This is a genomic window from Microbacterium sp., from assembly GCF_031179285.1.
Classification (GTDB): domain Bacteria; phylum Actinomycetota; class Actinomycetes; order Actinomycetales; family Microbacteriaceae; genus Microbacterium.
In genome coordinates, this window is record NZ_JAPSHY010000017.1 from 13972 (window position 1) to 27851 (window position 13880).

Here is a 13880-nt window from a genome sequence, read left to right on the forward strand (position 1 = left end):
AGAGTTGTATGTATGTCAAGAGCGCCCCACGCTGCCGCAGCCGAAGCGCGACGCGAAGTCGCGTATCGGGAGCAACGGATTCCATCGTTTTCGGGTCGTAATCAAACGATTCGGTTGAGAATAAGAAACATTTGACCCGAGAACGGCAGTGGGCCTACTGTTCACAACATGGCAACGACGCCCATTCATCTGCAACGCCCTGAAGGCAAGGGCCTCGCCACCGGCACCCTCGGCCTCTGGGGGTCCACCGTGATCGGCCTGGCCTCGACCGCACCGGTGTACTCACTGGTCGCGACGCTCGGCTGGGTGGTGCTCGCGGTCGGAGCGCAGGCACCCATCGCGTTCATCATCGCGTTCATCCCGATGCTGCTGATCGCCTTCGCGTACCGAGAGCTGAACAACGCGGTGCCCGACTGCGGCACGACGTTCACCTGGGGCACCAAGGCGTTCGGACCCTGGGTGGGGTGGATGGGCGGCTGGGGAGTCGCGGTTGCCGGAATGGTGGTGCTGGCGAACCTCGCGCAGATCGCATCGGTGTACTTCTGGTCGCTGTTCGGCATGGACCTCGAGAACAACGACCTGCGCGTCGTCGCCCTCGCCGTCGCCTTCATCGCGGCCATGACGTGGGTCAGCTGGCGCGGGGTCGAGATCGGCGAGCGCATCCAGAACGTCCTGCTCGCGATCCAGTATCTGGCGCTCGGCATCTTCGTGGTCGCAGCCCTCTGGCAGTTCGCCGCCGGCACCGCGCCGAACCCGACGCCGTTCGACTGGGAGTGGCTCAACCCCTTCGCGTTCACCGAATGGTCGGGGTTCATCGAGGCCATCCTGCTCGCCCTGTTCATCTACTGGGGCTGGGACACCTGCCTCGCCCTCAACGAGGAGACCAAGGACCCCAAGCGCATCCCGGGCCGGGCAGCACTGCTGACGACGGTCATCCTGCTCGTCACGTATGTCTCCGTCACGATCGCCGCGATGATGTACGCGGGCCTCGGCGACGACAGCACGGGCCTCGGCAACGAGGCGAACGCCGACGACTTCTTCCTCGCGATCAAGGACGGCCTGCTCGGTCCTTTCGGGTGGGCGCTCGTCGTGGCCGTCATCCTCTCGGCGATCTCGTCGACGCAGACGACGATCCTTCCGACCGCCCGCGGCACGCTCGCCATGGGGGTGTACCGGGCGCTCCCGGAGAGGTTCAAGAAGGTGCACCCCGAGTACCGGACGCCGTCGTTCTCCACCCTCGTCATGGGCGTGGTCGCGATCGCCTACTACGTCGGCATGACACTGATCAGCGACAACATCCTGCAGGATTCGATCCTCTCGCTCGGCCTCGCGATCGCGTTCTACTACGCGATCACTGGCTTCGCCTGCGTCTGGTACTTCCGTGACGAACTCTTCCGGTCCGCGCACGCGTTCTTCTTCAAAGGGCTGTTCCCGCTGCTGGGCGCTCTGATGCTCACCTATGCGTTCATCCAGTCGGCGATCGACATGTGGGACGTCGACTACGGCTACACTGTGCTGTTCGGGATCGGTGGCACGTTCGTCGTCGGAGTGGGCTCGCTCGCCGTCGGCATCGTGCTGATGTTCATCTGGTATCTGTTCCCACGGTCGAAGCGGTTCTTCCGGGGTGAGAGCCTCAACCGTGACACGGAGGTCATGGTGCCCGACGAGCCCGGCGAATTCATCCGGTCCATCGACGGCGGGATCTGAACCTCGGCGAGCAGTCGACGGGCGGTATCCGCACCGCTCCGCCGCGGGACGCCCGCGGTATCCGCACCGCTCCGCGGCGGGACGCCCGCGGTGTCCTAGGCTTGCTCCGTGCGCATCCGGCTCGACATCGCCTACGACGGCACCCACTTCCGCGGGTGGGCGAAGCAGCCGGGACTCCGCACGGTCCAGGGGACCCTCGAGGCGGCTCTTGCCCGCATCATCGGCTCCGAGGCGCAGCTGGTGGTCGCCGGACGAACGGATGCCGGGGTGCACGCCGCAGGCCAGGTCGCTCACGTCGACCTCGACGAAGGGCAATGGTCGCGCATCCAGACCCGCCACGGCAAGGCCGCGCACGACCCGGCCGGTTCAATCGCAAGCCGCATCCGCGGCGTGCTCGGGGCATATCCCGATGTCACGGTGCAGCGTTCGTGCGAGGCTCCGGAAGGTTTCGACGCCCGTTTCTCCGCCGTCTGGCGCCGGTATCGCTACCGACTGGCCGACGACGGCGCGGGGTTCGATCCGTTACGTCGACACGACACCACACGGCTCCGGGGAGCGCTGGACGAGACGGCGATGGATGCCGCGGCACGCTCTCTCATCGGGCTGCACGACTTCGCCGCCTACTGCAAGCCTCGCGAGGAGGCGACGACCATCCGCACTCTGCTCGACTACCGGTGGGAGCGAGATGCCGACGGCGTGCTCGTGGCAGAGGTGAAAGCCGACGCGTTCTGCCACAGCATGGTGCGTGCGCTCGTCGGAGCGTGCGCAGCGGTGGGCGAGGGGCGACTCGACGTCGGGGATCCGGTGGTGCTGCGCGATGCGCTGGAGCGTACGAGCGAATTCAAGGTGCTCGCGGCGCGCGGGCTCACGCTCGTGGAGGTCGGCTATCCCGCCGATGACCTGCTCGCCGGACGCGCCGCGCAGACCCGGGCTCGCCGTGACGGTCAGTCGACGAGCGAGTGACTCCGAAGGCCGCCCTCATCGCCTCGGCTCGGGATTCTGGACAGCCGACCGTGGCGTGTCAACGCCCCACCCCATCACCGGTGATGCCGGTAGCGTGGCGACGATGAAAGTCATCTCCTACAACCTCCGCAAGCACCGGGCGGCGGTGGAACTCGTCGCCCTGGAGGCGGAGCACGCCCCCGACATCCTGTGCCTGCAGGAGTGCGACGTGCAGGATCTGCCGGAGCGCGTCGGAGACCTGGTGATGGCGCAGGCGACGCAGGGCAACCGTCTCGGACTCGCCCTCTACTACCGCTCGAACACCTTCCAGGTACAGCAGATCCGCACCATCGGCCTGAAGAAGTCGCTGCACGACCGGCTGCTCAAGCCCGCGCATGAACGAGTGCTCGGGGTGCGTCTGCGCGACATCGATCAGGGTCGCGACCTCATCGTGGCCTCCTTCCACGCCGCACCGCTGACCGCGCTGAACCGGCTTCGTCGACACCAGATCCGCGCGGCGCTGACCGAGCTGCAGATGCTGGGGGAGGGGCTCCCGGTGCTGATGGTCGGCGACTACAACTATCCCGTCTTCAAAGAGAACCTCGGGCAGACGGTGCGCGATCACGGCTACACGATGACGTTGAGCGATGACCACACCTACACCCGCTACCGCGTCTTCCGCGGCCACTACGATTTCGCGACCTCGGTGGGCTTCGACATCGAGCGCATCACGACGCTGCCGCAGGGATCGAGCGATCACCGGCCGATTTTGGTGACCGTGCGGCCGGACTGACCGGCGCGGCGGTCACCGGCTCGATCGTGACGTCACGCGGCGACTGTCCGGAAGGCGGCCCGGTGCGCCGCCGGACTCACCCCCAGACGCTGGCGGAAATGCAGCCGAAGCGAGACGGGGCTGCCGAAGCCGGACAGCTCGGAGATCCGCTCGATCGTATCCGTCGTGCTCTCGAGCAGTTCGCGTGCGAGGTCGACTCGCTGATCGAGGAGCCACTGCTGCGGGCTGGTGGCAGTGCGCTCACGGAAACGCCGCGTGAAGGTGCGGCGCGACAGGTGCACAGCACTCGACCAGCGGTCGATGTCGACGGGGTCGGCGATCCGTTTCCGCGCCCACAGCATCGCGCGGCCGATGGGGTCGTCGGCGGTCGCAGCGACGACGGGCGCCGGGATGTACTGTGCCTGAGATCCGGTCCGGTGCGGGGCGAGCACGAGGGCCCGAGCCAGCCGGGCCGCCGTCGCGCTGCCGTGATCGGAGCGCACGATGTGCAGGCAGCAGTCCAGGGCGGCTGCGGCCCCGGCCGACGTGATGACGTCGCCGAGATCAGACCAGAGCACGTCCTCGCGGACGCCGACCTGGGGTTGCTCTCCCGTCAGCCGCTCGGCGGCGGCCCAGTGCGTCGCGACCTCCCGGCCGTCGGCGATGCCGGATGCCGCCACGACGAATGTGCCCAGGCACAGGCCCACGATGCGGGCGCCGCGGGAATGCGCGGCACGCACCGCGTCGAGGAGGGCGGGGGACGGTGTCCACCCGTTTCGCCAGCTCGGGATCACGACGATGTCGGCGATGGCCATGGCCTCCAACCCGGCGTCGACCTGGATCGTATAGCCGGCCCCCGTCGGCATCGATCCCGGCTCCTCGGCGCACACGGTGACGTCGTACAGCCCGTCCACGCTGTCGAGCCCGGCACCGCCGAACACGAGTGTCGGAACCGAGAGATGGAACGGACTGATCTGCGGGAAAGCGAGCACCGCCACACGACCGCGCCACGATGACTCTGTCATGGCCCGATCTTATCGAAAGAGGGCTTCCGGGCCACTGGGGTGCCCACCGTCGGTGCGGAACACTCATTCCATGACCAGTTTCAGCGCTCTTCTCGTCGGCGGACCCACCCTTCACTTCACCTACGGAGGACTCGGCTTCCTCACCGACCCCACCTTCGACGAGCCCGGCGCGTACCCCGGTCCCGTGACCCTTCGCAAGTTCACCGGGCCCGCGGTCCAGCCGTCGGAACTCGGACCGATCGACGTCGTCCTGCTTTCACACGACCAGCACTTCGACAACCTCGACGACGCCGGGCGCGCGCTGCTGCCCGACGTGCCGGTGGTGCTGGGTACGGAGGACTCCGCGACCCGGATCCCGCACCTCACGGGGCTCGCACCCTGGCAGCAGTACCGGGCTGGAGTCGTCACCATCACCGCCGTCCCCGCGCTGCACGGGCCCGAGGGAGCCGAGGCGCTCAGCGGCTTTGTGACCGGCTTCGTCCTCGAGAGCGAGGGGGAGCCGACGGTCTACGTCTCGGGCGACAACGCCTCGGTCGACCTCGTGCGTGAGATCGCCGCCCGGTTCCCGCGGATCGACGTCGCCGTGCTGTTCGCCGGAGCCGCGAACGTCGGCCGCTTCGGCGATGTCGACCTCACGCTCAACGCGCGCACCGCCCTGGAGGCGGCGCAGGTGCTGGGGGACGCGGTGATCGTGCCGGTGCACGCCGAGGGATGGTTCCACTTCTCGGAGACGCTCGATCGGCTGCGCCTGATGTTCGAATTCGCCGGCCGGGCCGACCGTCTGCGGATCCTGCCGCCGGGGGAGCGGATCGCGATCGGCTGAGCCACGTTTGGGGATGGGTCTCGGATGGCGTATGCTGGATCTTTGGTGCCCGTGTCCGCGCGCTCTCCGGAGCTGCGAGATGAGGCCATCATCCGAACGTGAGCCCTCCACTGGCGTGTTCCTCCCCCTCGGGATGAACCACCCCGGAGTGGGATTCACGAACTTCTCCGTTCGAACAAGAAAGCAGCACTATCGTGACGCGCACTTACACCCCGAAGGCCGGGCAGGTCCAGCGTGACTGGGTCGTCATCGACGCCACTGACGTCGTTCTCGGTCGCCTCGCCTCCCACGCGGCGACGCTTCTGCGTGGCAAGCACAAGCCCACCTTCGCCAACCACATCGACTCGGGTGACTTCGTCATCATCGTGAACGCCGACAAGGTCGCGCTCACGGGTCAGAAGCTCCAGAAGAAGCTGGCCTACCGCCACTCCGGTTACCCGGGCGGCCTGAAGTCGGTCACCTACGCCGAGCTCCTCGAGAAGAACCCGGTCCGCGCCGTGGAGAAGGCCATCCGTGGCATGCTCCCGAAGAACAGCCTGGGCCGTCAGCAGCTGTCGAAGCTCAAGGTGTACGTCGGTGCAGAGCACCCGCACGCCGCGCAGCAGCCCCAGCCGTACACCCTCGACCAGGTCGCCCAGTAAGCGCCGCACTGAAAGCTTAAGGACATACTCGTGGCTGACATCCAGGACACCACCGAAAACCTCCAGAACTTCTCGACGTCGACCCCGGAGACCGAAGCGGTCGAGGCGGCTCCCCGCCCCGTGCTCAGCGTTCCCGGCGCCGCTGTCGGCCGTCGCAAGCAGGCCATCGCCCGCGTGCGCATCGTCCCCGGTTCGGGCACGATCACGGTCAACGGCCGCACGATCGAGGACTACTTCCCCAACAAGCTGCACCAGCAGCTGATCAACGACCCGTTCACCGTGCTCAACCTCGCCGGTTCCTACGACGTCATCGCCCGCATCTCCGGTGGTGGCCCGTCGGGTCAGGCCGGCGCGCTGCGTCTGGGCATCGCCCGTTCGCTCAACGGCATCGACGAGGAGAACAACCGTCCGACCCTGAAGAAGGCCGGCTTCCTCTCGCGCGACGCCCGCGTCAAGGAGCGCAAGAAGGCCGGTCTCAAGAAGGCCCGCAAGGCGCCTCAGTACTCGAAGCGTTAAGGTCCGCCCTTCCGATGCCGATCTTTGGCACGGACGGTGTACGAGGACTCGCCAATGGCATCCTCACCGCCGACCTGGCGCTCTCCCTGGCCCAGGCGACTGCTGTCGTCCTGGGCCAGGGGCGTACGGCGGAGGCACGCAAGGCCGAGGGCAAGCGGCTCACAGCCGTCGTCGCCCGCGACCCCCGCGTCTCCGGTCACTTCCTCACCGCTGCGGTGTCCGCTGGACTCGCCTCCTCCGGTGTGGACGTTCTCGAAGCGGGCGTCATCCCGACGCCCGCCCTCGCCTTCCTCGTCGCTGACCGCGATGCCGACTTCGGCGTCATGATCTCGGCGTCTCACAACCCGGCGCCCGACAACGGCATCAAGATCTTCGCCCGCGGCGGCGTGAAGCTGCCCGACATCGTCGAGGCGCGCATCGAGGCGGCGATGTCCGGCGAGAAACTCCTGCCCACCGGGGCGGGCGTCGGCCGCATCGATCGGTTCTCTGATGCCGAGGATCGCTACGTCATGCACCTGCTCGCGTCGCTGCCCAACCGTCTCGACGGCATCAAGGTCGTCCTCGACTGCGCGCACGGCGCGGCATCCGGAGTGTCGCCCGAGACGTTCCGCGACGCCGGCGCCGAGGTGACCGTCATCGGTGCCGACCCCGACGGCCTGAACATCAACGACGGCGTGGGCTCCACGCACCTCGACAATCTGGCAGAGGCCGTCGTCCGCCTCGGCGCCGACATCGGCATCGCGCACGACGGCGACGCCGATCGGTGCCTCGCGGTGGACGCTTCGGGCAGGGTCATCGACGGCGATCAGATCATGGCGATCCTCGCAGTCTCGATGAAGGAGCGCGGTCGCCTCACCGATGACACCCTCGTAGCGACCGTGATGAGCAACCTCGGACTGCATGTCGCCATGCGCGAGCACGGCATCACGGTGCGCCAGACCGCGGTCGGCGATCGCTACGTGCTCGAGGACATGACCGCGGGCGGATATGCGCTCGGCGGCGAGCAGTCGGGCCACGTCATCATGAGCGAGTATGCGACGACGGGAGACGGCCTGCTCACCGGTCTCCACCTGGTCGCCGAGATGGCGAGACAGCAGAAGCCGATCGCCGAGCTCGCATCGGTGATGACGGTCTACCCGCAGGTGCTGATCAACGTGCGCGGGGTCGACAAGGATCGCCTGGCCGACGATGAGCACGTGCAGCTGGCCGTCCGCGACGTCGAGGCCGAGCTCGGCGACACCGGTCGTGTGCTGTTGCGCAAATCCGGCACTGAGCCGCTGGTGCGCGTGATGGTCGAGGCTGCAGATGCAGAGTCGGTCCAGCGGCACGCGGAGCGGCTCGCCGCGGTCGTCAGCGAGCGACTGGCACTCTGACGCGAGATCTGCGGGCGGCGTCGCGGCTCACCGCTGCGCGCCGCCCCCATCGAGCGCCTCGATGTAGCGCAGCAGCACGCCCTCCCGCAGCGCCCACGGCGACACCTCGAGCTCATCGACGTCGAGCGCTTTCATCGCTGCGTGCAGCGAGACCGCCGCGGCCACGATCTGGAACGTTCGATCCGGGGTGATCCCCGGCAGCTCCTGCCGGGCGGATGCCGGGAGCTTGGCCAGCCGCGGGATCCACGATCCCAGCGCGGATCTCTGCAGCAGCATCCGCTCCGACCCCGACCAGCCCGGAGCGGGGGAGCCGGCGAGCCGGGCGAGTGACCGGATCGCCTTCGATGACCCGACGACGTGATCCGGCTTCGGCAAGGCGGCGAACCGCGGGATCACCTCGGCGAGAGTCTCGACGGCGTGCGCCCGGAGCCTGTCGACCTCGTCGACGCCGGGCGGATCGCTGGGGAGGAACTGCACGGTCATGCGTCCCGCGCCCAGTGGCACGGATGCCGCGGCATCGGGCACTTCATCCGCCCCGGCGGCGATCTCGAGGGAGCCGCCTCCGATGTCGAGCAGCAGAAGCTGACCTGCCGCCCAGCCGAACCAGCGACGCACGGCGAGGAAGGTCAGCTCCGCCTCCGTCTCGCCGTCGAGCACCTGGAGGGGGTGTCCGAGGGCGGCTTCGATGCGCGCGATGACGTTGTCGCCGTTGCGCGCCTCGCGCACCGCACTGGTCGCCGTGGCGAGGAGGGCATCGACCTTCTCCGATTCGGCGACGACGCGCGCCTGCTCGACCGCCGCCACCAGCGCCTGCACCCCTTCCTCGGAGATCGCACCGTCGGGGGTCAGGTAGCGCATCAGGCGCAGCACGCTGCGGTCGCTCGAGGTCGCCAGCGGCCGGCCGCCGGGGCGGACGTCGGCTGCCAGCAGATGGACGGTGTTCGACCCGATGTCGATGACTCCCAAGCGCACGGCTAGAGACTACTCGTGCGCGGATACGATGGATGCCGTGACCACCGTCGACCCGACACTGCCGCTCTCGCCGTACCGCGAGATCGATCGAGCCGAATGGGCGCGCCTCGCCGCCGACCTCGACCAGCCGCTGTCGGAGACGGAAGTCGTCGAGATCCGCGGAATCGGCGACCGGCTGAGCCTCACGGAGGTGCGTGAGGTGTACCTGCCGTTGAGCCGTCTGCTGAGCCTCTACGCCACCGCGACCAAGCGCCTGGGCGCCGCGACCAGTTCGTTCCTGCAGGAGGACGACACCACGACGCCCTTCGTCGTCGCAGTCGCCGGATCGGTCGCCGTGGGCAAATCGACGATCGCCCGGCTGCTGCGCGAACTGATGAGCCGATGGCCCGGAACGCCCAGGGTCGAGCTCGTCACGACCGACGGCTTCCTGTATCCGAACGCCGAACTCGAGCGGCGCGGCCTCATGGAGCGGAAGGGCTTCCCGGAGTCCTATGACCGTCGCGCGCTCATCGAGTTCCTCACCAAGGTCAAGAGCGGTGCCGACGAGGTGCGGGCGCCCTTCTACTCGCATATGCGGTACGACATCGTGCCCGACGCGCATGTCGTGGTGCGCCGGCCTGATGTGGTCATCGTCGAGGGGCTCAATGTGCTCTCGCCACCGCCGGCGCCGCACGACGTCGCCGTGAGCGACCTGTTCGACTTCTCGATCTACGTCGACGCCGACACGTCCCACATCGAGAAGTGGTACGTCGACCGGTTCCTCGCCCTCCGCCAGGGGGCGTTCAGCAACCCCTCGTCGTATTTCAACGTGTTCGCGCATCTCACCGACGACGAGGCGATCGCGACGGCACTCGGCTACTGGAACGAGATCAACATGCCGAACCTCGTCGAGAACGTGCTGCCCACCAAGCACCGCGCACGGCTCGTGCTCAACAAGGGCGCCGATCACGACGTCGAGAGCGTGCTGCTGCGCAAGCTCTGAGCGGCCGCGCGCCGGGGCTTCCCCGCCTCCGCGCTTTCGTTCGGAACCCTCGCAAAAACTCCCGCTTACCCTTGATCTCATGTGTGGAATCGTCGGATACGTGGGCCCGCGCCCCAGCCAGGACATCCTTCTCGCCGGTCTCGCCCGACTGGAGTATCGCGGTTACGACTCCGCGGGCGTCGCGGTGATCGATGGGGCGGGCGCTCTCGGCATGCGCAAGAAGGCCGGAAAGCTCAGCATGCTGCGCGATTCGCTCGCCGACGCGCCCCTCGGTGATGGCACCACGGGGATCGGGCACACCCGCTGGGCGACGCACGGCGGCCCGACCGACGTCAACGCCCACCCGCACCTCGCCGATGACGACAAGCTCGCCGTCATCCACAACGGCATCATCGAGAACTTCTCCGCCCTCCGCGAGGAGCTGCTGGCTGACGGCGTCGTCTTCCGCAGCGAGACCGACACCGAGGTGGCCGCGGCTCTCCTCGGCCGTGAGTACGCCGGCAACGGCGGCGACCTCGAGCGCGCCTTCCGCGATGTCGTGAACCGCCTCGAGGGCGCCTTCACGCTGCTCGCCATGCATCAGGACAAGCCGGGACTCGTCGTCGGCGCTCGCCGCAACTCGCCGCTGGTCATCGGCCTGGGCGAGGGCGAGAACTTCCTCGGCTCCGACGTCGCCGCCTTCGTCGAGCACACGCGCAAGGCTCTCGCGATCGGTCAGGACCAGATCGTCTCGATCACCCCGGATGCCGTCATGGTGACGGACTTCGATGGAACTCCCGTCGAGGCCGAACCGTTCGACGTCTCCTGGGATGCCGCGGCCGCCGAGAAGGGCGGTTGGTCGAGCTTCATGGCGAAGGAGGTCGCGGAGCAGCCCGAGGCCGTCGCGAACACCATCCGCGGCCGCATCCAGGGCGATCAGGTCGTCATCCCGGAACTCGACAGCCTGGACGAGCTCTTCATGGGCATCAACCGCGTGATCATCACCGCCTGCGGCACCGCTTCCTACGCCGCCCTCGTCGGCAAGTACGCGATCGAGCAGTGGGCGCGCGTCGCGGTCGACGTCGAACTCGCCCACGAGTTCCGCTACCGCGACCCCGTCATCGGCGACGACACCCTCGTCATCTCGATCAGCCAGTCCGGCGAGACCATGGACACCCTGATGGCCGTCAAGTACGCCCGCGAGCGCGGTGCCCGAACCCTTTCGGTCTGCAACACCCAGGGCGCGACGATCCCGCGGGAGTCGGACGCCGTCGTCTACACGCACGCGGGTCCCGAGGTCGCCGTCGCGTCGACGAAGGCGTTCTCCGCCCAGATCACCGCGCTGCTGCTGCTCGGACTGCACATGGGACGGGTACGCGGAAGCGTGAGCGATGCCGGTGACGACGTCGCCGAGCTCGCCGCCCTCCCCGACAAGATCGCCAAGGTGCTCGAGGAGGAGCAGGAGCACGTCACCCAGCTCGCCGGCTGGATGGCCGACACGCGGTCGGTGCTGTTCCTCGGCCGCCACGTCGGCTACCCGATCGCCCTCGAGGGCGCGCTGAAGCTCAAGGAGATCTCGTACATCCACGCCGAGGGCTTCGCCGCGGGTGAGCTCAAGCACGGCCCGATCGCACTGATCGAGCCGGGCCAGCCCGTGTTCGTGCTGGTGCCCTCGCCTCGCCACTCCGCTCTCGTGCATGCGAAGGTCGTCTCGAACATCCAGGAGATCCGTGCCCGCGGCGCCCGCGTGATCGTGATCGCCGAGGAGGGCGACGCGGCCGTGCTGCCGTTCGCCGACGAGGTCATCCGCATCCCGCTCGCCGGCGCGATGTTCGAGCCGCTGCTTGCCGTCGTCCCGCTGCAGATCTTCGCGATGGCACTCGCCACCGCGAAGGGGCTCGACGTCGACCAGCCGCGAAACCTCGCGAAGTCCGTCACGGTCGAGTAGCCGCGCGGCTCTCACGTCGCTGGGCGAGGGTAGGCTCCCTCGCGCAGACCCGCACTTCGGGCCCAGACCCGCAATCGCGGGCGCAGTTCGGCGTGGGTTTCGGCGCGGAGTGTGGGTTCCTGCGGGCGGGCTGCGGAGAGACGTCGGGGCACCGAAGGTAGGCTGAGCGGGTGATCATCGGGACCGGAATCGACCTCGTCGACATCCCGCGGTTCGAGCGGACCCTGGAGCGCACGCCGCGTCTGCGAGAGCGGCTCTTCGCCCCGGCAGAGCGGACGTTGCGCCTGCCGTCGCTCGCGGCGCGCTATGCCGCGAAGGAGGCGCTCATCAAGACGCTGGGCGGCTCGGACGGCGTGCACTGGACCGAGATCGAGATCGCCTCCGAAGCGTCCGGACGCCCGCACTTCGTGCTCTCCGGGTCCACCGCCGCCGTCATCGAGGAGCGCGGCATCACGAAACTGCACCTCACCCTCTCGCACGATGCGGGCCTCGCCGCTGCGTTCGTCGTCGCCGAAGGAGAACCGCTGTGAGCGTGCCGTTCCGCGAAGCCGCCATCGATCTCGACGCGATCGCCGACAACACCCGCCACTTCCGCCGCCTCACCGGCGTCGAGGTCATCGCCGTCGTCAAGGCGAACGCCTACGGGCATGGCGCCGCGACCGCCGCCGTCGCCGCCCTCGCCGCCGGTGCCACGCGCATCGGCGTCGCCGAGATCCCCGAGGCGCTGGAGCTGCGTCGGCAGGGCGTGCACGCGCCGATCATGGCCTGGCTGCACGCACCGGGCGAGCGCTTCGAGCAGGCCGCTGCCGAAGGCATCGAGGTGGGCGTGTCGTCGTTCGATCAGCTCGAAGCGGCCGCTGCGGCCGCGCACGTCGAGCGCCCGGTCGGAGTGCACCTGAAGCTCGAGACCGGGCTGTCTCGCAACGGGATCGCGCCGGCCGACTGGGGCCGCGTGCTCGCCGAGGCAGCCAGGCTGGAGCGGATCGGGCGACTGCGGATCGTCGGGCTGTTCAGCCACCTCTCCAACACCTCCCTCGACGACGACAGGGCGGCGCTGGCGAAGTTCGAGGATGGCGTCGCGGCCGCGGCGTCGTTCGGCATCCGCCCGGAACTGCGTCACATCGCCGCGACCGCCGCCGCCATCGATCGCCCCGAGATGCGTCTCGATGCCGTCCGCATCGGGATCGGACTCTACGGCCTGTCTCCCTTCGACGACCGCACCTCCGCGGAACTCGGCCTTCGCCCGGCGATGACCCTGCGCGGCGCTGTCGCCGCCGTTCGCCGGGTGCCGGCCGGAACGGGCGTCTCCTACGGGTACGTCCACCGCACCGAGCGCGACACGACGCTCGCGCTCATCCCGTTCGGCTATGCCGACGGCATCCCGCGGCAGGCATCGGGGAAGGCGCAGGTGTCCATCGCCGGCCGGTGGTACCGGAACGTTGGCCGCATCGCGATGGACCAGTTCGTCGTCGACGTCGGCGATACGGCCATCTCGGTCGGCGACGAGGTCGTGCTCTTCGGCGATCCCACGCTCGGCCTGCCCTCCGCGACCGATTGGGCGGATGCCGCCGACACGATCAACTACGAGATCGTCACCCGCATCGGTCACCGGGTGCCCCGGCGGGCATCGTGAGCGTGGACCCCGCCTTCCTCGGCCGCCGGACGATCGCGACGGCGGAGGACATGGAGCAGCTCGGTTTCCGCATCGGCGAGCAGCTGCAGGCCGGCGACGTCCTGATCCTCACCGGTCCTCTCGGCGCGGGCAAGACGACTTTCACGCGGGGCCTCGCGGACGGGCTCGGCGTGCGCGGCCCGGTGCAGAGTCCGACGTTCGTGATCGCCCGCACCCATCCCTCTCTCACCGGACGCGCGCCGCTCGTTCACGTCGATGCCTACCGGCTGGGCTCGGCCTCCGAGCTCGACGACCTCGACCTCGACGTCGCACGGTCGGTGATCGTGGTCGAGTGGGGGCGCGGCATGGCGGAAGAACTCGCCGATGCCTGGTGGGACATCGAGTTCGAGCGCCCGGTGGGCGCCGGTTCCGACGATCCGCTCGAGCCGTCAGGACTCGACGCCGACGCGCCCCGCATCGTCACGATCTCCCGCACCACGCGCTGAACCGGCGCGGCGGCCCGGCAGCCCGCGCATGCCGCTGTGCAGGTCTGCGACCCGCACCTCCTGATCCCTGCAGGCGGACTAC

Annotated in this window: 14 protein-coding genes; 12 read left to right on the forward strand and 2 right to left on the reverse strand. The window is 68.7% G+C overall.

Translation table 11 applies throughout. From position 1 onward, the window contains the following. The first annotated feature begins 168 nt into the window (after positions 1–168). From RIN18_RS11625 to RIN18_RS11635, 3 genes are all read left to right on the forward strand, one after another. Positions 169–1707 (forward strand): APC family permease, encoded by a 1539-nt coding sequence (locus RIN18_RS11625; protein ID WP_309104137.1) that lies wholly within the window; start codon positions 169–171, stop codon positions 1705–1707. Positions 1708–1815: 108 nt separating this feature from the next. After that, positions 1816–2670 carry a tRNA pseudouridine(38-40) synthase TruA gene (gene truA / locus RIN18_RS11630; RefSeq protein ID WP_309104138.1) on the forward strand — a complete coding sequence of 285 codons (855 nt, stop codon included), beginning with the start codon at positions 1816–1818 and terminating at the stop codon, positions 2668–2670. Positions 2671–2773: 103 nt separating this feature from the next. After that, positions 2774–3442 carry an endonuclease/exonuclease/phosphatase family protein gene (locus RIN18_RS11635; protein ID WP_309104139.1) on the forward strand — a complete coding sequence of 223 codons (669 nt, stop codon included), beginning with the start codon at positions 2774–2776 and terminating at the stop codon, positions 3440–3442. A gap of 32 nt (positions 3443–3474) precedes the next feature. Here RIN18_RS11635 and RIN18_RS11640 read toward each other — a convergent pair whose 3' ends face one another. Further along, the gene (locus tag RIN18_RS11640) at positions 3475–4446 is read right to left on the reverse strand and encodes a helix-turn-helix domain-containing protein (RefSeq protein WP_309104140.1); all 972 of its coding nucleotides are present in this window, start codon (positions 4444–4446) and stop codon (positions 3475–3477) included. A 70-nt stretch (positions 4447–4516) separates the two neighbouring features. Between RIN18_RS11640 and RIN18_RS11645 the strand changes: the two genes are divergently transcribed. The 4 genes from RIN18_RS11645 (at position 4517) to glmM (ending at position 7799) form a co-directional block, all read left to right on the forward strand. Further along, complete coding sequence (locus RIN18_RS11645; protein WP_309104141.1) at positions 4517–5269, forward strand: MBL fold metallo-hydrolase; 753 nt, start codon at positions 4517–4519, stop codon at positions 5267–5269. Between the two features lie 194 nt (positions 5270–5463). Further along, entirely contained in the window at positions 5464–5910 is a 447-nt protein-coding gene (gene rplM, locus RIN18_RS11650) for a 50S ribosomal protein L13 (RefSeq protein WP_309104142.1), read from the forward strand. 30 nt (positions 5911–5940) lie between these two features. Continuing rightward, positions 5941–6426 carry a 30S ribosomal protein S9 gene (rpsI, locus tag RIN18_RS11655; RefSeq protein WP_309104143.1) on the forward strand — a complete coding sequence of 162 codons (486 nt, stop codon included), beginning with the start codon at positions 5941–5943 and terminating at the stop codon, positions 6424–6426. A 14-nt stretch (positions 6427–6440) separates the two neighbouring features. After that, positions 6441–7799: a phosphoglucosamine mutase gene (glmM, locus tag RIN18_RS11660; protein WP_309104144.1), complete on the forward strand. Its 1359-nt coding sequence runs from the start codon at positions 6441–6443 to the stop codon at positions 7797–7799. Between the two features lie 27 nt (positions 7800–7826). On the opposite strand, the gene RIN18_RS11665 is transcribed toward glmM, so the two are convergent. Then, positions 7827–8771, reverse strand: coding sequence for a Ppx/GppA family phosphatase (locus RIN18_RS11665; RefSeq protein WP_309104145.1), 945 nt, complete (start codon positions 8769–8771; stop codon positions 7827–7829). Positions 8772–8799: 28 nt separating this feature from the next. Here RIN18_RS11665 and coaA point away from each other — a divergent pair, with 28 nt between their 5' ends. The 5 genes from coaA to tsaE all read left to right on the forward strand — a co-directional run bounded on the left by coaA (position 8800) and on the right by tsaE (position 13798). Beyond that, on the forward strand, positions 8800–9753 hold the full coding sequence (coaA, locus tag RIN18_RS11670; RefSeq protein ID WP_309104146.1) for a type I pantothenate kinase: 954 nt from the start codon (positions 8800–8802) through the stop codon (positions 9751–9753). 79 nt (positions 9754–9832) lie between these two features. Further along, positions 9833–11680: a glutamine--fructose-6-phosphate transaminase (isomerizing) gene (gene glmS, locus RIN18_RS11675; RefSeq protein WP_309104147.1), complete on the forward strand. Its 1848-nt coding sequence runs from the start codon at positions 9833–9835 to the stop codon at positions 11678–11680. Between the two features lie 170 nt (positions 11681–11850). After that, the gene (locus tag RIN18_RS11680; protein ID WP_309104148.1) at positions 11851–12210 is read left to right on the forward strand and encodes a holo-ACP synthase; all 360 of its coding nucleotides are present in this window, start codon (positions 11851–11853) and stop codon (positions 12208–12210) included. Next, entirely contained in the window at positions 12207–13313 is a 1107-nt protein-coding gene (gene alr, locus RIN18_RS11685; protein ID WP_309104149.1) for an alanine racemase, read from the forward strand. Before RIN18_RS11680 ends, alr begins: the two co-directional genes overlap by 4 nt. Then, a complete protein-coding gene (tsaE, locus tag RIN18_RS11690; protein ID WP_375163525.1) occupies positions 13310–13798 on the forward strand; it encodes a tRNA (adenosine(37)-N6)-threonylcarbamoyltransferase complex ATPase subunit type 1 TsaE in 489 nt (162 codons plus the stop codon). Before alr ends, tsaE begins: the two co-directional genes overlap by 4 nt. Positions 13799–13880: the final 82 nt, after the last annotated feature.

Bases quoted from the DNA above. Each gene is read 5' to 3' on its own strand.
- glmS (WP_309104147.1), top strand. From the start codon at position 9,833: ATGTGTGGAATCGTCGGATACGTGGGCCCGCGCCCCAGCCAGGACATC.
- RIN18_RS11625 (WP_309104137.1), top strand. From the start codon at position 169: ATGGCAACGACGCCCATTCATCTGCAACGCCCTGAAGGCAAGGGCCTC.
- coaA (WP_309104146.1), top strand. From the start codon at position 8,800: ATGGATGCCGTGACCACCGTCGACCCGACACTGCCGCTCTCGCCGTAC.
- RIN18_RS11640 (WP_309104140.1), bottom strand. From the start codon at position 4,446: ATGACAGAGTCATCGTGGCGCGGTCGTGTGGCGGTGCTCGCTTTCCCG.
- RIN18_RS11635 (WP_309104139.1), top strand. From the start codon at position 2,774: ATGAAAGTCATCTCCTACAACCTCCGCAAGCACCGGGCGGCGGTGGAA.
- RIN18_RS11645 (WP_309104141.1), top strand. From the start codon at position 4,517: ATGACCAGTTTCAGCGCTCTTCTCGTCGGCGGACCCACCCTTCACTTC.
- glmM (WP_309104144.1), top strand. From the start codon at position 6,441: ATGCCGATCTTTGGCACGGACGGTGTACGAGGACTCGCCAATGGCATC.